23 protein-coding genes are annotated in these 24,429 nt (G+C 35.8%); 11 read left to right on the top strand and 12 right to left on the bottom strand.

Annotated elements, in window-relative coordinates:
- A partial coding sequence (locus GX437_05630) for an AAA family ATPase (protein ID NLJ07132.1) occupies positions 1-1,029 on the top strand: 1,029 nt, incomplete at its 5' end.
- Positions 1,030-1,210: 181 nt separating this feature from the next.
- Here the strand turns inward: GX437_05630 and GX437_05625 are convergent.
- The 3 genes from GX437_05625 to pdxH all read right to left on the bottom strand — a co-directional run bounded on the left by GX437_05625 (position 1,211) and on the right by pdxH (position 4,277).
- Positions 1,211-2,641 (bottom strand): hypothetical protein, encoded by a 1,431-nt coding sequence (locus tag GX437_05625; protein ID NLJ07131.1) that lies wholly within the window; start codon positions 2,639-2,641, stop codon positions 1,211-1,213.
- A gap of 59 nt (positions 2,642-2,700) precedes the next feature.
- Positions 2,701-3,030, bottom strand: coding sequence for a hypothetical protein (locus GX437_05620; GenBank protein ID NLJ07130.1), 330 nt, complete (start codon positions 3,028-3,030; stop codon positions 2,701-2,703).
- 614 nt (positions 3,031-3,644) lie between these two features.
- On the bottom strand, positions 3,645-4,277 hold the full coding sequence (gene pdxH, locus GX437_05615; protein ID NLJ07129.1) for a pyridoxamine 5'-phosphate oxidase: 633 nt from the start codon (positions 4,275-4,277) through the stop codon (positions 3,645-3,647).
- Between the two features lie 149 nt (positions 4,278-4,426).
- Between pdxH and GX437_05610 the strand changes: the two genes are divergently transcribed.
- Both GX437_05610 and GX437_05605 read left to right on the top strand, forming a co-directional pair.
- The gene (locus GX437_05610) at positions 4,427-8,116 is read left to right on the top strand and encodes a PKD domain-containing protein (GenBank protein ID NLJ07128.1); all 3,690 of its coding nucleotides are present in this window, start codon (positions 4,427-4,429) and stop codon (positions 8,114-8,116) included.
- 6 nt (positions 8,117-8,122) lie between these two features.
- Positions 8,123-8,518, top strand: coding sequence for an ATPase (locus GX437_05605; protein NLJ07127.1), 396 nt, complete (start codon positions 8,123-8,125; stop codon positions 8,516-8,518).
- Positions 8,519-8,813: 295 nt separating this feature from the next.
- On the opposite strand, the gene GX437_05600 is transcribed toward GX437_05605, so the two are convergent.
- The 6 genes from GX437_05600 to GX437_05575 all read right to left on the bottom strand — a co-directional run bounded on the left by GX437_05600 (position 8,814) and on the right by GX437_05575 (position 15,081).
- On the bottom strand, positions 8,814-9,536 hold the full coding sequence (locus GX437_05600) for a DnaJ domain-containing protein (GenBank protein NLJ07126.1): 723 nt from the start codon (positions 9,534-9,536) through the stop codon (positions 8,814-8,816).
- The gene (locus GX437_05595; GenBank protein ID NLJ07125.1) at positions 9,536-9,940 is read right to left on the bottom strand and encodes a DUF126 domain-containing protein; all 405 of its coding nucleotides are present in this window, start codon (positions 9,938-9,940) and stop codon (positions 9,536-9,538) included. Before GX437_05595 ends, GX437_05600 begins: the two co-directional genes overlap by 1 nt.
- Before the next feature lie 4 nt (positions 9,941-9,944).
- Entirely contained in the window at positions 9,945-11,210 is a 1,266-nt protein-coding gene (locus GX437_05590; protein NLJ07124.1) for a DUF521 domain-containing protein, read from the bottom strand.
- Between the two features lie 121 nt (positions 11,211-11,331).
- On the bottom strand, positions 11,332-11,928 hold the full coding sequence (locus GX437_05585) for a tetratricopeptide repeat protein (GenBank protein NLJ07123.1): 597 nt from the start codon (positions 11,926-11,928) through the stop codon (positions 11,332-11,334).
- A 62-nt stretch (positions 11,929-11,990) separates the two neighbouring features.
- Positions 11,991-12,566: a nitroreductase gene (locus GX437_05580; protein NLJ07122.1), complete on the bottom strand. Its 576-nt coding sequence runs from the start codon at positions 12,564-12,566 to the stop codon at positions 11,991-11,993.
- Between the two features lie 10 nt (positions 12,567-12,576).
- Positions 12,577-15,081: a bifunctional UDP-N-acetylmuramoyl-tripeptide:D-alanyl-D-alanine ligase/alanine racemase gene (locus tag GX437_05575; GenBank protein ID NLJ07121.1), complete on the bottom strand. Its 2,505-nt coding sequence runs from the start codon at positions 15,079-15,081 to the stop codon at positions 12,577-12,579.
- Between the two features lie 122 nt (positions 15,082-15,203).
- On the opposite strand from GX437_05575, the gene GX437_05570 reads away from it, so the two are divergent.
- On the top strand, positions 15,204-15,671 hold the full coding sequence (locus GX437_05570; GenBank protein ID NLJ07120.1) for a RecX family transcriptional regulator: 468 nt from the start codon (positions 15,204-15,206) through the stop codon (positions 15,669-15,671).
- On the opposite strand, the gene GX437_05565 is transcribed toward GX437_05570, so the two are convergent.
- Together GX437_05565 and GX437_05560 are read right to left on the bottom strand one after the other, a co-directional pair.
- The gene (locus GX437_05565; GenBank protein NLJ07119.1) at positions 15,668-15,973 is read right to left on the bottom strand and encodes a hypothetical protein; all 306 of its coding nucleotides are present in this window, start codon (positions 15,971-15,973) and stop codon (positions 15,668-15,670) included. The genes GX437_05570 and GX437_05565 overlap by 4 nt on opposite strands.
- Positions 15,974-15,995: 22 nt before the next feature.
- Entirely contained in the window at positions 15,996-16,931 is a 936-nt protein-coding gene (locus GX437_05560; GenBank protein ID NLJ07118.1) for a TAXI family TRAP transporter solute-binding subunit, read from the bottom strand.
- A gap of 232 nt (positions 16,932-17,163) precedes the next feature.
- Between GX437_05560 and GX437_05555 the strand changes: the two genes are divergently transcribed.
- Both GX437_05555 and GX437_05550 read left to right on the top strand, forming a co-directional pair.
- Positions 17,164-18,528 carry a transporter substrate-binding domain-containing protein gene (locus GX437_05555; protein NLJ07117.1) on the top strand — a complete coding sequence of 455 codons (1,365 nt, stop codon included), beginning with the start codon at positions 17,164-17,166 and terminating at the stop codon, positions 18,526-18,528.
- A gap of 75 nt (positions 18,529-18,603) precedes the next feature.
- Entirely contained in the window at positions 18,604-18,834 is a 231-nt protein-coding gene (locus GX437_05550; protein NLJ07116.1) for a DUF2892 domain-containing protein, read from the top strand.
- Between the two features lie 157 nt (positions 18,835-18,991).
- On the opposite strand, the gene GX437_05545 is transcribed toward GX437_05550, so the two are convergent.
- The gene (locus tag GX437_05545; protein NLJ07115.1) at positions 18,992-19,159 is read right to left on the bottom strand and encodes a hypothetical protein; all 168 of its coding nucleotides are present in this window, start codon (positions 19,157-19,159) and stop codon (positions 18,992-18,994) included.
- Between the two features lie 245 nt (positions 19,160-19,404).
- On the opposite strand from GX437_05545, the gene GX437_05540 reads away from it, so the two are divergent.
- The 5 genes from GX437_05540 to GX437_05520 all read left to right on the top strand — a co-directional run bounded on the left by GX437_05540 (position 19,405) and on the right by GX437_05520 (position 24,296).
- On the top strand, positions 19,405-20,124 hold the full coding sequence (locus tag GX437_05540; GenBank protein ID NLJ07114.1) for a hypothetical protein: 720 nt from the start codon (positions 19,405-19,407) through the stop codon (positions 20,122-20,124).
- Positions 20,117-21,751, top strand: a complete 1,635-nt coding sequence (locus tag GX437_05535) for a hypothetical protein (GenBank protein NLJ07113.1) — start codon at positions 20,117-20,119, stop codon at positions 21,749-21,751. Before GX437_05540 ends, GX437_05535 begins: the two co-directional genes overlap by 8 nt.
- 3 nt (positions 21,752-21,754) lie before the next feature.
- On the top strand, positions 21,755-22,183 hold the full coding sequence (locus tag GX437_05530) for a hypothetical protein (protein NLJ07112.1): 429 nt from the start codon (positions 21,755-21,757) through the stop codon (positions 22,181-22,183).
- 243 nt (positions 22,184-22,426) lie between these two features.
- Positions 22,427-23,194 (top strand): hypothetical protein, encoded by a 768-nt coding sequence (locus GX437_05525; GenBank protein ID NLJ07111.1) that lies wholly within the window; start codon positions 22,427-22,429, stop codon positions 23,192-23,194.
- A 1-nt stretch (position 23,195) separates the two neighbouring features.
- On the top strand, positions 23,196-24,296 hold the full coding sequence (locus GX437_05520; GenBank protein ID NLJ07110.1) for a hypothetical protein: 1,101 nt from the start codon (positions 23,196-23,198) through the stop codon (positions 24,294-24,296).
- Positions 24,297-24,429 lie beyond the last annotated feature (133 nt).

Raw genomic sequence — 24,429 nt, 5'->3', positions numbered from 1 at the left:
CACAAAGTCGGGAGAGAAGTGATTTTTGTAAATCTCGACAATTTGTATTTCAGCAAAAGCACTTTGGTGGAATTTACTGATGAATTTGTAAAAAACGGAGGAAAATATCTGTTTCTTGACGAAGTTCATAAATACTCCAATTGGTCGCAGGAGATAAAAAATATCTATGATTCATACCCGGAACTCAAAATTGTCTTTTCAAGTTCATCTTTGCTCCAGATTTATAAAGGAAGTGCGGATTTGAGCAGAAGAGCTGTCAGTTATGACCTCCCCGGACTTTCTTTCAGGGAATTTCTGGAACTTGAATATAAAATTAAATTTCCATCCTATTCATTGGAGGATATAATCAATCATCATCAAGAGATAACTCCTTTTATTTTATCAGAAATTAAGCCGCTGGTGGAATGGAAAAACTTCACCAACTATGGCTATTACCCGTTTTTCAAAGAAAGCAAAACCGATTACCATCACAAACTAAGAAATATAATTAATCTGGTAATTGAGTCGGATTTACCTGCTGTTATAAATATTGATCACAGCAGTATTTTGAAAATAAAAAAGTTGTTAGCCTTGCTATCATCTTCAGTTCCTTTTATGCCAAACGTTTTAAAATTAAGTGAATTAATTGGAACAAACAGGAAAACAGTCATTCAATATTTTGATTATCTGCACAATGCATGTATTCTTAATCTGCTAAGCTCTGAAATAAAAGGACTTAAATATCTTGCAAAACCTGATAAAATTTATTTAAACAACACCGATTTGATGTATGCTATTTCTGTGGAAAATATAAATGTTGGCAACCTCAGGGAAACATTCTTTTTAAACCAATTAAATGCAGTCGCTTCGGTAACTTCAAGTATTAAGGGAGATTTTATTGTTAATAAGAAGTATATTTTTGAGATAGGTGGGAAAAATAAAGATTTTTATCAAATCCGGGATGTAGAAAACTCATTTCTTGCATTAGATAACATTGAAACAGGGATAAAAAACAAAATCCCACTTTGGCTATTTGGATTTTTATATTAAACCAGCATATTAACATGCTCTTTTACAGCAGCTTCCAATAATTTTAAACTGGCCATTGCAGTCGCTATTGCCATTTTTGGCATGAACTCAGGTGAAGCCTTTGCAGCAGTTATTAGCCCGCTGGTGGAAGTACCGGTAATGATTGGTTTGGTGAATAAAGCGATGAGGTTAAAAACAAAATTTAGTCGACAAGATTAATTATCCCGATTTTATTCCCAGATGAATGTATAAAATAAATTCGTTTCATACTCTCGATAATAACATCTCCCTTTATTTCCTTATAATTCAAATTAAGAATAAAATCTCTAATCATACTATTTGTTTTAAGTTCAAAAATTGAATAATGAATTTTGTCAGCTTGTAAATATACAGTTTCAATTAGGTTTTTGCTTTTTATCATTCCATAGATAAAAATATAATTTGAATCTTTTGAAGATGGATAAAATGAAAAATCATCATCATTTGTATTAAAATTTAAACGAAAAAAGGTCATATTTTGAAAATCTAAAACATATGGTAATCGTTTAAAAAAAATTAAATTATCATTACTTTTTTTACCCACAAAATTGTAATAAAGTCCTAATTTTAAAAATGATTTTGGCAATTCAAAGCTGCATATGTTATTATCTTTAAATTCATTATTTTCTAATTCATATTTAGCAATAAAATAAAATGGTTTATTTTTTTTAACATTTGTTCTAATTACCGGGAAAAATAAAAAATTGTTGAAAAATCCAAACCTGTCTTCATTCAAAAGTATATAGTTTGTATCATTTGGTTGCGGTATAAAAATCAATTTCTTTGTATCAACATCAATTAAAAATTTATAAACATTCATTTTACAAGTATCACCAAAAAATAAAGGCTCATAAAAATCAAAGGATGAATAAAATTTTTCATTATAAAAGTTTGATGCTGTTAACTTAAAAAAATCACCAAATTGATCCTTTATTTTATTCATTGCATCTTTTAATTGATTTATTGAGCTACTCCTCAATATATTAAACTTAAAAATTGAATCAGGTTTTATTTTATTAATATCTAGAACTAAACGAGCATTAAATTTTCCTAATTTTTCATTTAAACAATAGACATAACCCATTGAAATGTCAGATATAAACATTTTTTTTGTATTGCTATAAAACTGTGTTTCATTTAATTTTACTTTAAGACCACTTATTCTTTTATTTTTAATTGGCTGAGGGAATAATAAAGAACATCTGATCATTTCTATTTTATCTTTAACCTCATGCAATGGAACATGATAAATTATTTTATTCCCATTAAATACAAATAAATTTGATCCAAGGAAATTTTCAATTATTTTAAATTTTTCATCATCAAAAATCAACCTTACTTTTCCAGAAAATCCATTTATAAACCAGTTCAGTTTTCCGCTTTTAACAATTCCCTGTTCACTTTTACGGAATAATAAATTAATTGTCATATTTTCAGAAAACAGATCATATGGAAAGTTTAAATCACATGATTTACAACTATAAATATTTATCCGTATAAAAATTTCAAAATCATTCTTTTTTGCCTCACATGAACTTAAATTAAATGAAAGGGCTATAATTGCAAAAGACATTAAAATTATTTCTTTTTTCATAATCATTTTTTTTAAAAAGTTATGGGGTGACTTTTAAATCACCCCTTAAAACTTTAAAACTAAAAAAGTGTAAAATTATACACATTATTACCCTCCTCATCAATTAACGGTGGAGGAAGTTGATAGGCTTCATCAGGTACTGGCCAAATTTTGAATGATGCAACTTCATCACCTAAATTAATATCAACCCAAACTCCTGGATCATTCAGAATTTGAACTCTTACTCCTAAGCACCAGGTGTTAATTCTGGGATTACATATAACTTTTAATTGACCAGGTTCAGTATTGTCAACAGAAGCTTTTCCCATAACTGTTATAAGGTATGCTTTTGTTGAACTAACTCCCAAAAAACAAATAAAAACAATTATTACAAGAAATATTTTTTTCATGATTATGTATTTTAAAGTTTTACCATATATCTAAAAAATTACGTAGTATTAATCAAACGCACTCTTATTAACCATATTCATTTCGATTTTTATGCCTTAAAAACCTAAACAATTTATTTTCAACAAGATTTTTTTCTCTATTATGCTCATTATCAAGATTGTGTGTGTGTGTGTGTGTGTGTGTGTGTGTGTGTGTGTTAAAAAACGTGCCGAAAAAATATAGTATATGTTAATAAGGTTAAAAGTACTTAAAATAGCATTCAAACCAAATAAAATTTTCCTGCAAAAATCTGTTTTCCTCACAATTCAAACAAAATTTTATTTCTCAAAAATAATATCAGGAATCAAATAACCAAATTTTTTTTAAGAATTTTTCTTTTAAAAATTATTCTGTGTAAATCCTTCTTTTACAGCAGCTTCCAATAATTTTAAACTGGCCATTGCAGTCGCCATTGCCATTTTTGGCATGAACTCAGGTGAAGCCTTTGCAGCAGTTATTGAACCGCTTGATGATTGGCTTGGTGAATGTGGCGCTGAGGTTAAGGAAGCAATTATATGAATAGAAAATTATAAACTTAAACAATCTGATCCGGCCATTAATTTTTCATAATTCGTTAGGGAGCCAGCCGGCTTACCTTCCATTTGTCTTTCTTTTTTTCAAACAAAATACGGTCGTGGAGCCGATGTTCCCTACCCTGCCAGAATTCTATTTTATCGGGGATAAGTAAATACCCACCCCAAAAATGCGGACGTTTGATGTCTTCTTTTTTACTCAATACTTTATCAAATTCTGAAAGAAGTTCCTGCCGTGATGAGATTTTTTCACTTTGCGGGGAAATTAGGGCTGCTATCTGGCTTTCATACGGCCTCGACTGAAAATATATATCTGACATATTTTCATCCAGTTTTTCGACCTTCCCCTCAATCCTGACCTGTCTTTCGAGCTGTGGCCAGAAAAAATTCAGTGCTGCATATTCATGATGTTTCAGATCTTTTCCTTTTCTGCTTTTATAGTTGGTATAAAAGACAAAGCCCTTATAAGTATAATCACGAAGTAATACTATCCGGGAAGATGGCCGGTTGTCTTTTCCGATGGTTGACAGGGTCATGGCATTAGGCTCAGGAATTTTAGCATCAAAAGCCTCTATCAGCCATTTTTCAAATAATGAAAAGGGATTGTGTCCGACATCTTCTTCTTTCAGCTCCCCTCTAAGATATTGATTATGAATATTAATTTCTTCTTTCATGATAATTTTTCGGCTTCATTGTTCAAAATTCGTACAAAAAACAAGAATCTTAGATATGATATTTTTCCACAATCTTTATTCATTATTTTTTCAGGTATTAAAGTTGTTTATATTAGCACCCGAAATTAATCATCATTCAAAACAAGAATATGAATATTAAAAGCTTTTTTGCAGGAATAATTCTGGCATTCATCCTTCCTGCAACTTTATTTTCTCAGGACATTTCTCCTGTAAAATCAAATCAAAACCTGAGATATTATTCCGATAGCAGAATACCCGCTTATCTTCAGCCGGCTGAAATGATTGAGAAAAGTAATGCAATTGATTGGATATCCAATAATTACAAAATTACACCCGGTCTGGGTTTCCGGTTTATCAGCACTGATTCCGATCAACTTGGCTGGGTACATGATAAATATCAGCAGATTTATCAGGGAATACCGCTTGAATTTGCTGTTTATCAGGTTCATACGAAAGAAAACAAGGTAGTGTCTTTCAGCGGGGTAGCATTTGACCGGATTGACATTCAGAACAAAGTAGTTTTGGATGAAAAAGAGGCGCTGAATATTGCATTAAGTTATATTGATGCTGAAAGTTATATGTGGGAGTTCCCTGATGAAGAAGCATTTTTAAAAGCAATTACGGAAGATATAAACGCCAGCTATTTTCCGCATGCAGAACTTGTTTTAATCAACGGAAAAGGAAATTTTAAATCCGGACAACTCAGGTATGCCTATAAATTTAACATTTATGCAAAAGAACCTGTTTCAAGGGCAGAATATTACGTTGATGCAGAAAATGGCAATATTATTTTTATCAACCCGCTCATTCACACCACTGATGAACCGGGGACAGCAGTTACCAAATACAGTGGAACCCAGACCATTACGGCAGACAAGATCACAGCCGACAGTTTCCGATTGCGGGAAAGCGGCAGGGGAAAAGGAATTGAGACCTACAACATGAAAAAAGGGACCAATTATTCTGCAGCAGTTGACTTTTTTGATAAAGATAATTACTGGAACAATGTAAATGCCGATAAGGATGAAATAGCCACAGATGCACACTGGGGAACAGAAATGACCTATGATTATTACAAAATCAAGCACGGACGCAACAGCATCGATAACAAAGGTTATAAACTCAGAAGCTATGTCCATTATTCCGTGAATTATACAAATGCTTTCTGGAACGATCAGTTCATGACTTATGGTGATGGCAACAGTAGTACGCAGCCTTTTGTCGCGATCGATATCATCGGCCATGAAATCACACACGGATTGACCAGCAACACCGCAGACCTTGTATATGCTTCAGAATCAGGAGCATTAAATGAAGGATTCAGCGATATTTTCGGAAACATGATTGAACTGTATGCCAAACCATCAGAAGCCAGTTGGGAAATGGGAGAAGACATCGGATATGTGATCCGCGATATGAGCAATCCAAACTCAGGTGGCAACCCCGACACCTATGAAGGGCTATATTGGCTCAATACCAAAGGATGTGTTCCTTCACAGCAAAACGATCAATGCGGGGTACACCAGAATTCAACTGTCAACAGTTACTGGTTTTATTTGCTTGCCAACGGAGGAAGCGGAACGAATGACAAAAATAATTCATTCAATGTCAGCGGATTAGGAACCGACAAAGCCGCTGCCATTGCCTTTCGTTCGCTGACAGTGTATCTGCCACCCTCAGCAGACTATGAAGATGCCCGGTATTATTCTGCCCGTGCTGCTTCCGACCTCTACGGGGAATGTTCAAATGAAGTAACACAGGTATTAAAAGCATGGTATGCTGTCGGTATTGGCGGAGACGGTATCTCTGCAAATTTCTATGCCTCAAAAACATCAAGCTGTGCTGTTCCTTTCAATGTTGAATTTACCAACACTTCCGATCCGCATCAGCAATATATCTGGGATTTCGGAGATGGCGACACCAGTCATCAGCTCAACCCTGTTCATACCTATACAAATATTGGCTCTTATACTGTTACGCTGATTGCTGTCAGCAACTGTAAAACCGACACTGTCATTAAAACAGCCTACATCATTGCTGACGATAAGTTGCCGTGCATATACCAGATGTCGTCAAACAGCAAGCGTGAAACAGCCAGTGTCTGCAGGGGAACCCTGCTGGATGACGGAGGTTCAGGGAATTATAATGGCAATCTCGAATCGTATTTTACCATTTATGTCCCCGGGTCTTCCAATATTGTTCTTGAATTCCTTTCGTTTGAATTTGAAGAATGTCCCACCGGCTGTGATTTTTTATACATCTATGACGGAAAAGATGAAACCGCCCCATTGATAGGCAAATATACAGGCAGCTCACTCCCGAATGGCGGAATCATTACTTCCTCCGGCAATGCCATTACCATACGCCAATCCACCGACCCTTACCTGACTTATTCCGGTTTTGAATTAAAATGGTATTGTTCCGATTCCACCCAGCCACCACGTGCTGATTTCAAGTACAAAGTTATCAGCAGCTGTACCGGAATGGTTGAGTTTACTTCCTTAGGTTTCAATCAACCCAACCAGTGGTTCTGGGATTTTGGAGACGGAGAAACCAGTACACTCCAACATCCTCAACACGAATATAAAAAAACAGGAATATATTCAGTTAAACATAAGTGTATCAATCATGTAGGAGAAGACAGCATCGTCAAACAAGACCTGATTGTCATCACACGTCCCGATGCTCCTGAAATTTTCGAGGCCACTTCCTGCGGACCTGCATCCCTGCAACTGCGGGCATATAGCAATGGCATTCAGAGATGGTACCTCAATGAAACGGATACTTCACCATTCTTTTCTGGCGACACCCTGACAACTCCCTATCTGAACAGCTCGAAAATTTATTATGTCATGGCTGATTATCCTTCAGAACCCATCCATGTCGGCCCGGTTGACAACACATTCGGAAATGGCGGTTTCTTTACCGGTTATCAGGCATTGATATTCAATGTCTATGAAGACATTACCCTGAAAAGTGTAAAAGTTTATGCCAACGGTGAAAAAATCAGAACCATTCAACTCAGGGATAAAAACAATACGGTTTTACAGGAAGCTGTCATCAATATTCCCGGAGGAGAAAGCAGAATTGACCTGAATTTTAAAATTCCCAAAGGAAATGACTACCGGCTCGGGACCACCACAGGTGCTGATATGTATCGAAACAGTACCAATGCCGCATACCCATATAAAATTGATAATCTGATTGCTATAACCGGAAGTACGGCTTCTCAGGCAGGTTATTATTATTTCTTTTATGACTGGGAAATCATGAAACAGCCTTGTTACAGTGCCAGAGTTCCTGCCGGAGCATGGATTGATAGCCTGAAACCAAAAGCCGGCTTTGTTGCCAATCAGATTCATGGCCTGACAATTCAATTCACCAATCAAAGCCAGAACGGAAGATCATTTGAATGGAATTTCGGAGATGGCTCATTTTCAAAAGAAAAACAACCGGTTCATATCTTCCCCGCAGCAGGGAACTACAACGTCAGTTTGTTAGCTTCAAATGGCTGTGGAGACGACAGTATTTCGAAAAATGTAATGGCAGAAAGCAGCATTCAGCCAGCTAATGAATCCGGCTTTATTGTTTACCCCAATCCAGTGGATAATATACTTTTTGTCAGTTTCGGAAAAATCAGACCCGACAGGATTATTATTTACAATTCTCTTGGACAAAACATTCAATCTATCGTCAACATTCCTCATAACCAAAAACAAACTGAAATAAACGTAACGAACTGGCCTGATGGCCTTTACTTTATACAATTATCTGAAAATGATTTAATTTCAACTAAATCGTTTATCATTAAAAAATAAAGTCTTATGAAATCTTTCTCGAAAATTTACTATTTTAATGCACCTTTACAGGAAGTTTTTGAGGCCTTGACAAACCCCGACATTATTGAAAAATGGACAGGCAGTGTTGCCTTTATGGATGCACGCCCGGGAGGAAAATTTTCACTATGGGACGACTCAATCAACGGCAAGAATGTTGTTATTGAGCCTAATCGCATTGTTCAGGATTGGAAAGAAGAAACATGGGAAAAGTATTCAAGAGTTACCATAAATCTGAGAGAAACGCCAAACGGAACGGAACTTGAACTTATTCATGAAAATATACCACCATTAGCACTCTACAATATCAAACAAGGCTGGGACGAATCGTTTATGCTTCCTTTAAAAGATTTACTCGAAGAAAAACCGGAAGAAGAAGATTAATTCACAGGTCAGGAAAGTCAGATAAGCTAAATATTAAAAGCAGGTAGCAGACAGTCAGTATCAGGCAAGAACCATTTGGGATGAGGGACATGGAATGCTGAAATACGGAATTCAGAATACGGAAAAACGGAAACCGGAACTCGTAAATCAAAAATTAACCCAAAGACTAACCATACATTTTCCAATATCAAGATAGTATAACAGATGATGAGTTTCCGATGCCTACTGACTGCATCATGGACTGGATTCTTTCAGCAGTTATAAATTCCAGGCATTAAAAAACTGTCATCATGGCTTAAACAAACCCTCTCTCCTTTTGAATAGTCTCGTAAGCTTCGTTTATTTTTCTGAACTTTTCATTGGCTGCCTTCTGAAATTCTTCGCCCAGATGAAGAACTTTATCAGGGTGGTATTTCATAGCCAGTTCACGATATGCTTTTTTTATCTCCTGTACAGTAGCTGTAGGTTCAAGTCCAAGCACCACATAAGCTGCAGAAGGGTCTTTGTAGTACATGCCTTTAATCATCTCAAAATCAGCAGATTTAATGGATAATTGTTCTGCTATCTCTCCAATGATCTTAACCTCACTGTAAGCTACTTCCCTGTCGGCCTGAGCAATTCCGAAAAGATAATAAAGCAAATGCACCCTTGAACTGTAATCCATATTGGCTTTAATCTGTGTACAGACATCATGGGTTGAAAAAGACTGAGCCAGAATATTCTTCAGCATAAGGATATAATTTCGTGCCCGGTATTCGCCAAACTGGCTTTTGTAAAATTGTTTGACATAGTCAAGTTCGGAACGCATTACTTTTCCATCGGCCTTCATGACGGCAGCAGATAATACCAGCAACGAAGCTGCAAAGTCGCCCGGAGTGGTCATTGGCCGTTTAAAACGGCTGTCTTCATATTTCAGATTATCAATGGCAGAACCCAGTGCAAAGCCAATGATAGCTCCTATCGGGCCTCCGAAAGCCCAACCAAGTCCACCGCCTATCCATTTCGCATATTTTGCCATTATTGTATTGTTAACTTTTCTTCATCCAGATTCAATACAGCCATTTTGCCATTGCTGACATCATTAAAAAAACCGGCATCAATCCCGGAAGCATAAGGTATTTCGTTCAGAATTGCACCTTCCACCAGGTTAAAATCAGGAGCATGGACGCTGACCAGAGCAGCAGGGGCTTTGCCAATATTTTTAAGGGTCTGAAGTACCAAAGCTCCTCCGCTCGAACCTTTTGTTTCCATAAAAACAAAAATTTTTCCTGCTAAATTCTCTCCTTTACAATTACCCGTATCTACCAGAATCTCAGCAGTTTCGAGGTCAACATCTCCCAAAAAGGAAAAGGATGCCGGAAAAAGTAAAACCGGAGCATGGCAGTTGCCTCTGACAACCTTCCTTACTTTATACGTTTTCATAAGCTTATTTTGTTACAAATTTTCCTTCAACAGCAGAGCGAATGCAGTTTTCCATATTAGTTAATGCTGTTTTACAGCCAATCAAATCACCGACATAACGTAGCATCTTTCCGCTGTTGCAAACCATGGCTGCCACATTTGGAACTTTCATGCCAAATTCACGGCAGGTACTTTGGCGCATATGACTTTCCACAGGGCAGGTATCACATACCACCTTTGCTCCGCTTTTTTCAATTACTTCAACAATACCGGAATATTCAGCCTGCTTTCGGGTCATACGGTTCGTACAAATCCAGAATCTGACACCAGGAGCTATTTTCTTTCCATCAAGTAAAGCTGCAGCTTTCTGAAGTAACGGCAAGGTATAATGCGGACAGCCAAGGGTAACAAAGTCAATAGGATCACCGGCTGAAATATTTGTCAAAGTTGCATAAACGCTGTCCAAATCTTCGTCTTTTATAATGTATTTATGTTCAGGGAGTTGCCCCTGAAAAGCTTCTTCAACTGTCCTCGCTTCAGGTGTGACTCCGGGAATATGAAACAAAGTAACGGATCCGGCTGTAGCCAATGTAGCGCCCAATGCAAGCAGAAATTCCTGCTGATGTGTGTTAACCCCTTCAATAACAGGCACTCCGCTGCCGGCAATTTTCCCGATATAAAAACCAAGAGCACTCCATGAATCTTCAGAAGTTAATCTCTCCCTGCTGATTTCCACTTTAAACCAATGCGTTCCTTTCCTGTTTTCATCCAGCAGATAACCCATCAACGGATATTTTCCACACACGGCAGAATGACGGGTCAGCAAGCCTCCACGATTGGTTCGAACCCCCAAAACAGAGTTGTAATAAATAATGGCACTGCTTTCGACCAGTGCAGTATAACTTCCGAAGGGTGGTATAAATCCAAGATGTTGAGGCGTACAGGTAAAGGTTTCAAGAATTCCCATTTTTCGATGGGCCGGCTCAATCTGCGACTGTAAATCAACAAGTTGAGCCGGACAACCTGTAATTTCAGGTTTTTCAAGATCACAGCAAAGAGTTGAACTGGTAGTAGGAACTGATACTTTTGCACCTGTTTCTGCATATTCCACCGCATCTTCGACATTTCCCCTGTAAATGGCCATTTCAGCAGGATAATGACAATATACGATATCCACCAGCCTCTCAGCGTCAAATGCCTCTCCCAGTTGTATAATAAAATCCAATGCCTGAGCCTTTGCTTTTCCCTGTTTGCCCGATAATATGTCCTCTTCTTCTTTTGTCAGTTTCATGTCCGATTTTTTATTAACAGCAAATTTGAGAAAAAATAATTATATGACATCAACAGGCAAAAACGGTTAGTACATGTTACAGATACAAGCCTCTTATTGTTCTAAGCAACACAGGATCAGATTAATGGCAATAATCAGTGAAAACTTCAGCGGCTCTGGTGTCTCCTAAATCAATTGCCTTTTTCAGTTTGTCACATGCCTTTTCCGTTTCATTATTCATCAGGTAAGAAATACCAAGATTGAAATATCCCTGTGGATTTTCAGGTGATATGGAAATTGCGAGATTGAAATCGTCTTCCGCATGGTTAAACAATTCCATTTTGCTGTAAATAATTCCTCTCATGATTAAAGAAAGATAATGATGATCATCCAGGCGGAGAGCATCATTCAGATATTCCAATGCTTCCTGCTCATGCTGTAGGTAATAATAAGCCAGCCCGATGTAATAATAAGCTTCCGGGTCATTGCTGACATAAAGCAGTGAAAGTTTAAATTTGCTGATGGCTTCCTCATATCTCCCTTCAGCAGCCAGTTGAATTCCATCATTGATAAACATTTGATACAGACCTTCATTGGTGAAGCTAATAGTGCTGTCTCCCAGTTTAATATCAATTCCTGTTCCTTTGTCAGTAACAACTATTTTATTGCTGTCGTTGTTCTGAGCATAAACCCCTGACAACACACAGCTTAGCATCAGTAACAGACCTGTCTTATTCATGACTTTTTCTGAATCAATACCTTCGGATCGACTCAGGTAAAACAAACAGGCCTTTTATTCTATCAGTAATCAAGTGAAACAATTTCATCGAGTGGCTTCCGGACTCTTTCTGAGAGTTCCATTTTTCTGAAAATTTCATCCAGATATTCAGGTTTTCCCGGAAAACCTAACGCAATAACGACAACAGGTTCGAGGTCTGTGCTCAGCTGAAAGGCCTTGATAATCTTTTCTTTATCATACCCTCCCATCTGGTGGCAATACAAACCTTCTTCCATAGCCTGAAAAGTCAGATATGCTGCAGCCTGGCCGCAATCGTGCCGAAAGGCCGGATTTTCTTTTCCTGTTTTTGCAGAAATCTTATTTCCACAGATAACCACTAATACCGGAGCCAGCTTAGCCCATTTCCTGTTAAAATCAACGAGGCTGTCAAAAATTTTTTCATAGGTTTCCGTACCTTTTGTCCCTGCAAGTATTTTCCAAGGCTGGTCGTTCATAGATGAAGGAGCCCACCTGACCGCTTCAAAAATCCGCATCAGTACTTCTTTCGGGGGAGTTTCAGGTTCAAAGGTTCTCGGGCTGTATCGCCTGAATATCAATTCATTAAGTTTATATTGAGTATTTGCTGTTTTAACTAACATGGCTTTAACATTATTCTTTGTAATACACTCTTTTAACCCTTTGCGAAATATTTGTCAATACTTCATAGGGAATAGTCTCAAGACCTTTTGATATTTCTGACAAGGGTAATTCATCTCCGAAAATGATGACTTCATCTCCTTCGTTGGCAGGTATATCACTGATGTCAATCATGGTCATGTCCATACAAACATTTCCGATCACCGGGACCTTATGTCCGTTGACAAGCACCTGTCCGGTACCATTTCCAAGTTTGCGGGGAAAACCATCAGCATAACCAACTCCGATAGTAGCAATCCTCATGTTTTTCTTTGCAATGTAACTCCTTGAATATCCAACACTTTCGCCTGCTTCAATCTCTTTGATCTGAGAAATAACCGTTTTGAATGTAATGACATTTTTTAAACTTTCCTGAATATTACCGGTTATATCTATGCCATATAATCCTATTCCCAGCCTGACCATTTCATATTGATGATCATTAAAGCGGATAATAGCAGCACTATTGAGAGCATGACGAAGAAAACCATTTATCCCCTTGCTTTTCAATTCTTTACAAATCTTTTCAAAAACTGTCAGCTGATTTAAGGTAAAGCTATCATAATCAGATATTTCTGCAGAAGACAAATGTGTAAAAACTGAAGCAACATCGAGATAGGGGTTTTTCTCCAGGATTAAAGCAATTTCAGGGACATCAGTCAGTGAAAATCCAAGTCTGTGCATCCCTGTATCAAATTTCAGATGAATTTTAACCTTATTCGAAAAAGGACTTTTCCGATAAATGTCTGTCAATGTATTCAACAGACGGAAACTGTAAATTTCAGGTTCGAGCCCGTAGCTTAGAATTGACGACAGGCTTTCAATATCAGGATTCATCACCATGATGGGTTTTCTGATGCCGGCATTGACCAGTTCAATTCCCTCATCGGCATAAGCCACTCCAAAATAATCCACCTGATTGTATTCCAGAATGTTAGAGACATTTATATTTCCCGAGCCATAGCTAAAGGCTTTTACCATGGCCATCACTTTGGTGTCAGGCTTCAGTTTTGAACGAAAAACATTCAGGTTGTGAATCAAATGATTAAGATTGATTTCCAGAACGGTAGCATGTATTTTACGCTGAAGTAAAGCAGTAATTTTCTCAAATGAAAATACCCTTGCCCCTTTTATCAGAATGGCTTCATCCCGAAAACTGTCAGGATTGATATTTTTTAAAAATTCATCGGTTGAAAGATAAAACGAAGCATTTTTATCAAACAGGTTTTCAAAACGTTTCATGTTTTTACCAATCCCGATCACCTTGTCAATATTCCTGAGTCTCAGCATTTGCGAAATATGGGAATACATTTGTTCAGGATTGGTTCCGCTTTGCAGAATATCCGAAATGATGGCTGTTTTTTTTCTGTTTTTCCCCTGATAAACGAGATTATCAAGTGCAATTGCCAGTGAATTAATGTCTGAATTATAGGTATCGTTTATTAAAAGGCAGGAATGTATGCCTTCCTTGATCTCAAGCCTCATTTCAACAGGCTGTAAATCAGCCATTCGAGATGTTAAATAGTCGGGACTGAAATGATATTCAAGTAAAAACAAAAGGGCATGCAGACAATTCTCGAAGGAGGCCTGATCGCTGAAAGGAATCAGAAATGAATAGGTCTTTCCCTGCCATTCAAAACTTACTTTTCTGCCGGCAGTTGTAATTTCTTGATGAGTGATTTTTAACTTTGAATCCCCGTCAGGTTTTAATGACCACGTAACCAGTTCAATGTTTTTATTGAAAAATCCCTCTTTTTTTAGTTTATGTATGTAAGTATCAATAAACTCATGGTCTTTGCAGTAAATGAGTTTTGATGAATTTCTGAACAACAGTAGTTTTTCCCTCAGTTTCTGTTCAATAGTACTGAAACCTTCCTGATGAGCATTCCCGATATTTGTCAGGATACCCGACTCAGGATCAATGATTCCGGCAAGTTTCTGCATTTCACCCACCGTTGAAATTCCGGCTTCAAACACCGCCATTTCATCACTCTCATTCAACGTCAGCAGGGAGAAAGGAACACCTATCTGAGAATTATAGCTTTTAGGGCTGACCCTGACCTTTTTCACATTTGCAGAAAGCTGTGCAATCCATTCCTTAACAATGGTCTTTCCGTTGCTACCGGTAACAGCCGCAACAGGAATCTTAAATTTTTTACGGTGAGCAAAAGCAATCTGCTGAAGTGCATCCACACTGTTGTGACATAGAATTACATTTAATCCGTGAATAATATTCTCAGGTAAATCTTCAATAAATCGTTGATTGTCAATAATAAAATTTCTGATACCTTTTTCAGCCAGTTCTCTGATATATTTATGCCCGTCATTGTTTTGCCCCTTGATTGCAATAAAAACAGCATTTTGCTTTCGCAGAAAATTTCTTGAATCGGTCACAACATACTTGATGGTATCGTCTGAGGAAAAAAATAAAAATTTCCCGTCTGTCAGCTCTTTAATTTCACGGATGGTAAATTGCATTGCAGATTGAATACCGGCTTTTTATCAGTAAACAAAGTTATGATGAAAGTGTTCAATACCAAAAGGCAATTATGGACAAAAACCTACTTTTGCATGGTAAAGAAAGTTTATAATAAGAACTCATGCTTAAAAAAGTAAGCAAACAGGAAGCTGTCAGAAAGCTTGAAAAGTATTGCACATATCAGGATCGTTGTCATCAGGAAGTAAACGAAAAGCTTTACAATCTGGGATTTTCCAAAGATGACAGGGACGAAATCATTGCTTATCTGATTGAAAATAAGTTTTTAAACGAAGAGCGTTTCGCCAGAAGTTTTGTCAGAGGGCATTTTTATCTGAAAAACTGGGGGAAACTTAAAATCATCAATGCCCTGAAATCAAAAGGAATTAACTCAAACCTTATCAGAATAGCCATGGAAGAAATTGATGATCAGGATTATCTCAAAACATTCCGAAAACTGGCTGAGAAAAAATTTAAGGAGATAAAAGACACTGATAGTTTCAGCAGAAAAGCTAAAATTGGACGTTATTTATCGGGTAAAGGATATGAATTTCAACTCATTACAGAATTTCTTGACTCACTCAAAGATTAAGTCATAATCTGGCTGACTTCTTCAAGGGCTATGATATGCCCTTCTTTTTCACAATAAGGGCAATGGTCAAGCTGGGTATCATATTTAAATTCGCATCTCGGGCACTTATACCGGTTCACGACATAAGTTATTTTCTCTCTTTTTTTCCTGAAAAGAATGATGGAAGAAGTAACTGGAGTCAGGAAAAGGGTAATAAGAAAAATTTTTATCCAGCTTTTTCTCTTCCTTATCTTGCCAAATGTGGCAAAAATAAGAGCACACAAAACGTATAGTATAATCAGGAATAGATCAACCCTTCCCATCTGAGCAGTTTGGAAATAATGATTACTTCAGTTTGAAAACTTTTTTGGCAGCAGGATGTACAGGCCATTTGACATCTTTGAAGCTGAGGTCAACTTTTTTCCATGCAGGATGTCCGTTCTGTACCAAAATATCCATGTTATTTTTGATAGCATTTAAAAGTTTTTCATAAGCAGCTATATTCACCTGATTGTCGGTTTTAATATTGGCAACCAGATAAGCACGAACAGCATAAGTAGCAACATCTTCATTCAGCCATGGATACGTTCCGGCTGTGATAACCGTTTTGTGATGAAACTGGGCAAGTGCTTCTTCTTCAATAGGTACAAGTTTTATCAACTGGTTGAAAGTCGGCAAAAGAGCCTTTAGTTTCTGAACCGGTGCATAACCCACAAAGAACATGGCATCTATCTTTCCGTTGAGTAAAGCAACAAAAGCACTGTCGAACGACATATTCACTTCTTCCCATGGAACTGAAGTAACACTTCTGATAAGTCCGGTCGTAATGGAGGTGCCTTCTGTCTGTGGATTACCGACAGAAACCTTTTTCCCGGCCAGATCTTTTACAGAGAGAATATTTGAATTGACTCGCGTAATCAGGTGAATATCTTCATAACCCAACGGAATCAATACCTGAAGGTTTTCACTGATTTGTTTTTTGGTTTCATAATCATGTTGTTTACCCTTCAATAAAACATCATATTGAACCATACCTATATTCACCAAGGGATCATTAATCAGCAAAGCATAATTATTGATTGCTCCCTGCGAAGGCTTGATGACCAGCTTACAACCGGAATATTTAATCAAATCCTGGGCTATCTGAAAATATGAGCCGGTTTCAACACCGGAAACTATTGTCAGCACTGTATCGTTTTTTACAGTAAACGGATCTTCCTGACCAGAAGAAATCAGTGGCATCAGGCCTGCCAGCAGAATGAATGATAATATTTGCTTCATGTTCTTCGTTTTTTAAGGCATTTTATTAGCACCTCAAAAATAACATTTTTTAATTTTCTACATCCTTCTGAATAATATTTCTTTCTATGTTAATTTAACTTTTTCCATAATATAACAAATTTACAATCAATATCTTATGATTTTTTCGGGGATAATTTTGTCATAATTTTCAACCAAATGGTTTGAATTTTGAGATAAGGATAGAAATTTTTCTTAATTTAATATACTGGTAATGAGTTTTCGATCATACCTGTTTTCTTTCGGTTTAACTTTTCTGTTTCTTGTTTCATCCTGCTTCAAACCTACTCAGGTTAACGAAAAGCCTGCCATTGTAACCCTGAAAAAAATTCAGACCAGAGGTATTCTTAATGCCATTACCATTAAAAGTTCGACCTCATATTTTATCTATAAAGGCATTCCCCTGGGCTTTCATTATGAACTACTAAAAAAATTTACCGGTGAACTTGGTGTAAAACTTAACATTACGACTGTTTCTAACCTGAATGAAGCTTTCGAACTCATTAATTCCGGCACTTGCGATCTAATTGCCTTCGACCTGACGATAACCGATGAAAGGAAAGAATTTTTAAACTTTTCTGTTCCTCTCTATCAATCAGAAGAAGTAATTGTTTACAGGAAAAATGATAATAACCCTCTGAATGACAAATCCGATATTCATGTTCCGGCTCAATCTTCATTCGTCAGTACCCTTAACAAGCTTAGGGATGAAATGAAGATCAGTATTATCGAAGAAAACAATCTTTTACAGGAAGACCTGATTAAAAAAGTTGCCTCCGGAGAAATATCCTGCACCATGGCCGACCGACATATTGCCGAATTACTGAGCAAAGAACTCGGAAACATCACCTTTTCAAAAGTTGGGAACCAAATCACATCTTATGCATGGGCAGTCAATAAAAACTCTGTATTATTTCTGAATGAAATTAATAAGTGGTTAAGCGAATTCAAAACAACATCATTATTTCGCTACTGGTACAGGAAATATTATCAAAGTCCTGAAATTCAAAAATTTATTGACAAATACCTGACTTCTTCAAGCAGCAAATCAATATCAAAACACGATGCATTGATAAAGAAATATGCAAAGGAAATCAACTGGGACTGGCGTCTTCTGGCAGCACTTATTTACCAGGAATCTCAGTTTCAGGAAAACCTGACATCCCGAAAAGGCGCCTTCGGCCTGATGCAAATGATGCCGGTTACCGCAAAAAATTTTGGCATCGACACTTTATCAGGTGTTGAATCTCAAATCAGGGCCGGTGTCAAATACATACAATACCTCGATAAATGCTTCAACATGATTGCTGACTCTTCCGAAAGAATAAAATTCATACTTGCCTCATACAACAGCGGCCCCGGACATGTGTTTGATGCCATGCGTCTGGCCGAAAAATATAAAAAAAACAAATTTTACTGGGATAACAATGTGGACTCTTTTATGCTCAAAAAGGCATACCCAAAATATTACAGGGATCCGGTTGTCAGACATGGTTACAGCAGAGGTTATGAGTCGTTTAAGTTTGTTAATGAAGTGATTGAGAGATATTTACATTATAAAAATTTTCTTCCTGCCTGATGATAATCCGACATTTTGTCAATATTTCTGCTGGCTTAATTATTGAGAAAAACTTTTAAACTAAATTTTCTGAATATGAAATGTAACATGGGAATTTTTGACAGAGTAGCCCGTGCTGCTATTGCTGTTATCTTGATTTTACTTGTTGCTTTTAAAACAGTTACAGCTACCTGGCTGATAGTGGTTTTGATTGCCATTGCTGCCATCTTTATTCTGACAGCTATTTTTGCCTTCTGCCCATTATACCTCCCATTGAAAATCAACACTAAATGCAAGGCAAAAACCACTGAAGAAAAAACAGAATAATCTTTTTCGTCTTACTGAAAAAAAACAGGAGGAAGAAAAATCTTCCTCCTGACAGCTAAAATTAGTAAGATGCAGAACTACTATGGCTGTATTGTCAGGTTGTTTTGCATGTGAGCTGCATTTTTTTTACCATTCTGCAAATAGTATTTTTCATTTTTCAAGGTATTCCTGATCCGTTCTGAACTTCAACTATTCCCTGATATTTAAGCGTATTGGCTTTGCCTGTAAGTTTTCTGAAAAACATTACCAGTGAGAGAAAAACAATTATCATCAGTAGTGTCATTTTAAGGTAATGTAAAATTTCAAGGATAAGATTTTTTTCCATGGTATTAGCGGTTTTGCTATGTTACAAGTCGTTGTCATCTGCTGCAAAAAGATGATACAAAATTATAAAGTCAGAAAAAGGGTTTGCAAGTTTTTTTGAAAAAAGATTAGAGGGGAAAAGTTTTAAGATAAAAAATAATTTTTGTTTCTGATTTTTTATTTACTTTGTATTGTCTATAAATATTCATTTCTACAATGCAACTGAACAAAAAAGAAATCTTTTTATTGGGGGGGCATGATTTGGAAATGATTGAAATTAAAAAACTTCTTTACAAAAAAAAGATTCAGTTTATTGATAAAAATTTGAGTTGGGGAGCTAAACTCAGTGATTATCATGAAATAATAGTTCAAAGTTATTACTACCATTTGATTTATGGTATTGAACTAATCAGTGATATTCCTGCACCCGAAAATTACCGGATTATTGATCATCATAATCAACTCAGCCAACTGCCATCATCACTTGAACAAGTAGCGGAAATACTGGGCATTAAGCTAAACAGGTATCAAAAATTAGTTGCTGCCAATGATAAGGGTTATATTCCTGAAATGATAAAAAATGGAGCTACAACTGATGAAATTGAAAAAATCAGACGATCAGACAGGAAGTCTCAGGGAGTTACGAAATCAGATGAATTTCTAGGCATCAAATCGATCCATGAAAATTGTAAAATAATTAATAATGTTGCAGTCATAAGGTCACTAACTTACAAATTTTCTCCTATAACGGACAGATTATTTGGTAAATATAATAAATTAATTATCTACACTGAAAAAAATTTATGCTATTATGGAAAAGGCATCATTAAGCTGATTAACCAGTTTCAGGATAATGTAAAAAACAATAATGCGTATTATGGCGGAGGGGAAAACGGATTTTTTGGTTTTGCAGATTTTACATTTTCCGCTACAGATATTCAAAACAAAATTATTCCACAAATTATTAAACTTGTTGAACATGAATAACCCACAACAACTTTTTAGTTATCATGTTTTCTTATTCCCTTTTCAATGGAAATATACAGGGGAAAAATTTAAGGATACGCTTATTGAAGAAAAAAATAAATTAAGCGATTTTATTTTTGCATTGAAAAATTCAAAATGGAAGAGAGAACAATTTGAAATAAAAACTATTCTTGAGTACAATGAAGCCAACTACTTTTATGATTTTGTACGTGATATATTATATGACTTTAAAAAGCCTGAAAACAAAGACAATAATCCTGACGATACTTTTATAGCACATTTCGAATATCAGATTCCATCTGATACTGTTCATTATAAAATCAAGACTGCAAAAGTAGAATATAAACTACTGATAGACAGCATTTTACTTCACTTGTATAGTACAGGAATTGGAGTTTTGAGCTTTCATCTGAACAACCGCGATGAAAATCAATCCAAGGAGGATGATATATTAAAAATCAACCAGTTTGGAAGAAGAATATACCCTCCCTTTTTTGGGTTGGATGTAGATATAACTGGCACTCAGGCGCAATTTAATTATGATGACTTTAAGAAAGGATTGGAATTTGTAAAATATTCTGAATTAGCTAAAACTATTGAAATTGAAGGTATCGCCCATGAGGAATTTCTGGATTACACCAATCCAAATAATTTTAAAAATGGATTGTTCATCATTCCTGATTTCATTAAAAAGCTGTTTCCTGCAAACCTTCTGACTACCAAACTGATTGATGATACTTCAAACGAAACCAAAATCCATATTGCACCTGTTTTAGATGATCGAATGTTTGTGATTTGCTGGTACGGGAATAAGGAAATTCTGAATCGATTAAGGTTGAATAGTTTTCAAAAAGGAAGATTTCAAAACAGATTACTTTTACTTTCAGATGATTGGTTTTATAAATTTTTATTTGTTGATGGTGAATTTAAAACTTGTCAAAATGACAAGATGACTAAAGAATTATTAGAAAAGCATACAAATCTCAGGTGGCTGAATTATGGAACTATCTTCGGATTGAGCCGATACTCTTTTGTATGTCTTACTAACGACCTGTCAAATCTTAAAAATAATAGAGCTGCCTTTCTGCTCAATCATGTACAAACCCTTTATTACAAATTAGTTGAGCTCTGTCTGGTTCAACGTGCTTGTATTTTAAAATTTTCCGATGAAGTAACTGAAATTTCAGGATTTATCAAGAAGAATGAAAAACATTTATCTGATAAGGTATCAAGTCTTTACAAGCAATATATACGTTTCGTCAATAAAATCTATTTCAGGGAAGTTACCGCTCAGGAGCAAGGTATTGAACTTTACAATTTACTTCAGGAACATATGAAACTTAAAGATCAGGTTAAAGATCTGGATGATGAAATTAGCGAACTGCATAATTATATGGAAATGCAGGAACAACGTTCTGAAAATAAAGTTATTACATTGCTCACAAAATTAACTGCAATCTTTTTACCGGCATCGTTGATAGCAGGTATTTTTGGGATGAACTCTTTTGAACTTAAATCAGAAAACATAAATTGGAATATTTTAAGTTTTAGTTTGATACTCATAACCGCAAGCATTGCAACTGCTATAATTTGGCTAAATTTAAAAATTAAACAAATAAAACGATAGCTTATGAAAACTGTAATGATTTATGTTGTATTGATTATTTTATTTGCATTATCAATTGTATGTACCTTTCTGGGGTTTTATATTCCCGTTAAATGTTCCCAAAATTGTGCAATATGCTCCGAAACATTTAAAACTATTTATCCCTTTGTTCTATTGATTATCGTTATTGGAGCCATTTCCATGATATTTTATTTGGTTATAAGTTTTTTTCAACTTGAAAAAACAAAAATTGAAACTCAGGTTAAACTTCAGATTGCCCAGGAGGAAACCAAAAGAGAACAAAATAATCATAATTTTCACATTCGCAAGGAAGAGAACTTCACTCATGAACATTTCTTACAGTTAATTGAAAAATCTAAAAAAGAAGATACAATTGATTTTGGTATTTTAAAGGAGCTGATTAGTTTCTATGTTGGATTTAGAAAAAATTAAAAAAATATTTGTTTGAAAAAAAAATTCTTATATTTGCTTCATGAACTAAATAAACTGAAGATAATAATTCTGTCATTTTCTTTTATGAAAAGCATTTTTAATCGATTTTGCCAAAGGTTTTACAACATTTTACCTCATTTTATTCGCTAACTTCAGTCGATATAGTTATTGAAATAATGAGATTAAATGAAAGTAGGCATTATTAGGAATATATGTAAAAAACTTCAAAATCATTCAAATTTTATGAAAAAAATTTCCATTTTAGGCTTTGCAATCTTTGCATTGCTTACTGCCTGCAATAATACGAACCAAGAGGAACAAAAAACTCAACCTGAGAAACAGTACAAAAAAACGTTGCTTGTCATTGGTGATGACAGAAGTGGTTCTACCTTCGGCATTCGTAAGTTGACGGCAGAAGATTACAAAATGTTATTGACTGAAATTTCCAAACAGGGAGGAGGAACGGTAGCTGTTGCCCTTATCGGGAATCCTGAACCTCAGAGTTGGGAACCCTTCATTCTAAAAATACCTGAACTTTCTGATACAACATGGTTTGACACAGAAGACAGGGATATCACCATGACGGAAAGAACTCAAATTTTGAATTCGAACAAAAAAATCATTCAGGAAAATGAAAATAAACTAATTTCCGCTCAAAATCTTATAAATCAGTTTGTTGACAGTATTATCATGCCAAAAGTTATCAATTACAAACCTAACGGCCCTGACATGACGAACCTGGATGAATCAATTAAAAGAATTAATATCTTACTTCGCACACCGATTTTTTCTGATTATGACAAAATTATTATAGCAATTTTTTCAGATGGGAAGAATCAACCTCTTAACAAGGAAAAACCCATTTCAAATACTATTGAATCACCTGATGCATTAGTTTACCTGATAGGGTGGAATGAAAATACAGATTGCTTTAAGGTTGGTTCAGTTATTACTTTGTCTTCAAAAGAAATATTCATGGATGAATTTAATAACAACATAAAAAAAGAATAAAATGAGTAATGAAGCTGAAAATTATTACAGACAATCTGAACGAAAGGCAACAAAAGCAGGTGAACTGCTTGCAGATGCCAATGATCTTTATAAGAGATATAAGGAACTTTCAGATGTTATTAAAAATTGGGATAACTACATGGCAAATGCTTATCCCATTGTATTTACAATTGCACTTATAATAATAGCTGTTATCGAATATCTTTTCAGCATTAACCTCTATAAAGATCTGCTAAAACAAGCCCCCTGGGTTATTGCTGTCGGATTAATTATCGGCACTATCTTTATTTCACATTTATTTATGCTTGCTCTTTCAAAACATGCCCGTGAAAAGGAATTTTACGATCGTAAGCGAAATCCAGCCAACAACGACAAGACAGATGATGAAATTAAAGCGGAAATTAAGAAAACCGGAAGAAGAAATCTTATCTGGGGAATTTTTCTTGCAACCATTTTCACCGTATTTATTTTAATAATGTCTAATGATAGAGTGCATCGTGAAATTGACGCAGGTATGCGCAACAAGCCTTTTGGTTTTTATGATTTATGGCCCGTGATTTTTTATATCATTGAAGTTTTTGTAGGGATGTTCGCATTATATATGTTTGTCAGGATTTATAAAGGTATTGTCAGAGCAAGAATTAAATCAAAATTTGATAAACTTTTAAAGACTATTTCATCACTGACATCATCAGCCTGTACTGATTTTGAAAAAGCAGAAGAACTTGGTTTCGATACTTTCAACGAAACCATAGCTGAAAGTTTACATATTGCATTCTACAGAAACAATAATTGCAATCCGGGTGAAGAAGAAGAATTTTTGAAATCTCCTGAGAATAAAAATGCTTTCGTCAGGTTTAAAATTAATAGGGCAGATGATTCAAAACCCCTTATTGCCAATGTTCACATTCTTACACAATATAACTTTTCAGCAACAGGCATTTCAGATAAAGATGGATTAGCCGAAATCAATTTCACCTCCTTCGACAATGATACTGTAAGGAAAATAACCGTAGAATTCAGCGATGGCACCAATGCTGAAGACAATGTAAACTTTCCGGTAAATAATGATGCCCATCACGGGATTTTATTCAGGGTTTAACTTTAAAGATCAAAGAAATGTATAAGCTTGAATTCACATTAAAACAGCACACCCCCATCATCCATTTCCAGCACGATCAGGATGGGGCAACGCTAAGAGCTACAGAAGTGAAACCGAAGCTGGACAGGTTTAT

The organism is Sphingobacteriales bacterium (genome assembly GCA_012517435.1).
Taxonomy (GTDB): domain Bacteria; phylum Bacteroidota; class Bacteroidia; order CAILMK01; family JAAYUY01; genus JAAYUY01.
Note: the sequence above shows the minus strand (reverse complement) of the source record. Positions and strands in the feature narration are given on the sequence as shown.

What these genes read in the sequence shown, in the direction of transcription:
- GX437_05625 (NLJ07131.1), bottom strand. Translation starts at nt 2,641, where the DNA reads ATGAAAAAAGAAATAATTTTAATGTCTTTTGCAATTATAGCCCTTTCA.
- GX437_05535 (NLJ07113.1), top strand. Translation starts at nt 20,117, where the DNA reads ATGAATAACCCACAACAACTTTTTAGTTATCATGTTTTCTTATTCCCT.
- GX437_05530 (NLJ07112.1), top strand. Translation starts at nt 21,755, where the DNA reads ATGAAAACTGTAATGATTTATGTTGTATTGATTATTTTATTTGCATTA.
- GX437_05525 (NLJ07111.1), top strand. Translation starts at nt 22,427, where the DNA reads ATGAAAAAAATTTCCATTTTAGGCTTTGCAATCTTTGCATTGCTTACT.
- GX437_05575 (NLJ07121.1), bottom strand. Translation starts at nt 15,081, where the DNA reads ATGCAATTTACCATCCGTGAAATTAAAGAGCTGACAGACGGGAAATTT.
- GX437_05585 (NLJ07123.1), bottom strand. Translation starts at nt 11,928, where the DNA reads ATGAATAAGACAGGTCTGTTACTGATGCTAAGCTGTGTGTTGTCAGGG.
- GX437_05595 (NLJ07125.1), bottom strand. Translation starts at nt 9,940, where the DNA reads ATGAAAACGTATAAAGTAAGGAAGGTTGTCAGAGGCAACTGCCATGCT.
- GX437_05520 (NLJ07110.1), top strand. Translation starts at nt 23,196, where the DNA reads ATGAGTAATGAAGCTGAAAATTATTACAGACAATCTGAACGAAAGGCA.
- GX437_05605 (NLJ07127.1), top strand. Translation starts at nt 8,123, where the DNA reads ATGAAATCTTTCTCGAAAATTTACTATTTTAATGCACCTTTACAGGAA.
- GX437_05550 (NLJ07116.1), top strand. Translation starts at nt 18,604, where the DNA reads ATGAAATGTAACATGGGAATTTTTGACAGAGTAGCCCGTGCTGCTATT.
- GX437_05555 (NLJ07117.1), top strand. Translation starts at nt 17,164, where the DNA reads ATGAGTTTTCGATCATACCTGTTTTCTTTCGGTTTAACTTTTCTGTTT.
- GX437_05600 (NLJ07126.1), bottom strand. Translation starts at nt 9,536, where the DNA reads ATGGCAAAATATGCGAAATGGATAGGCGGTGGACTTGGTTGGGCTTTC.
- GX437_05540 (NLJ07114.1), top strand. Translation starts at nt 19,405, where the DNA reads ATGATTGAAATTAAAAAACTTCTTTACAAAAAAAAGATTCAGTTTATT.
- pdxH (NLJ07129.1), bottom strand. Translation starts at nt 4,277, where the DNA reads ATGAAAGAAGAAATTAATATTCATAATCAATATCTTAGAGGGGAGCTG.
- GX437_05610 (NLJ07128.1), top strand. Translation starts at nt 4,427, where the DNA reads ATGAATATTAAAAGCTTTTTTGCAGGAATAATTCTGGCATTCATCCTT.
- GX437_05545 (NLJ07115.1), bottom strand. Translation starts at nt 19,159, where the DNA reads ATGGAAAAAAATCTTATCCTTGAAATTTTACATTACCTTAAAATGACA.
- GX437_05580 (NLJ07122.1), bottom strand. Translation starts at nt 12,566, where the DNA reads ATGTTAGTTAAAACAGCAAATACTCAATATAAACTTAATGAATTGATA.
- GX437_05565 (NLJ07119.1), bottom strand. Translation starts at nt 15,973, where the DNA reads ATGGGAAGGGTTGATCTATTCCTGATTATACTATACGTTTTGTGTGCT.
- GX437_05620 (NLJ07130.1), bottom strand. Translation starts at nt 3,030, where the DNA reads ATGAAAAAAATATTTCTTGTAATAATTGTTTTTATTTGTTTTTTGGGA.
- GX437_05570 (NLJ07120.1), top strand. Translation starts at nt 15,204, where the DNA reads ATGCTTAAAAAAGTAAGCAAACAGGAAGCTGTCAGAAAGCTTGAAAAG.
- GX437_05560 (NLJ07118.1), bottom strand. Translation starts at nt 16,931, where the DNA reads ATGAAGCAAATATTATCATTCATTCTGCTGGCAGGCCTGATGCCACTG.
- GX437_05590 (NLJ07124.1), bottom strand. Translation starts at nt 11,210, where the DNA reads ATGAAACTGACAAAAGAAGAAGAGGACATATTATCGGGCAAACAGGGA.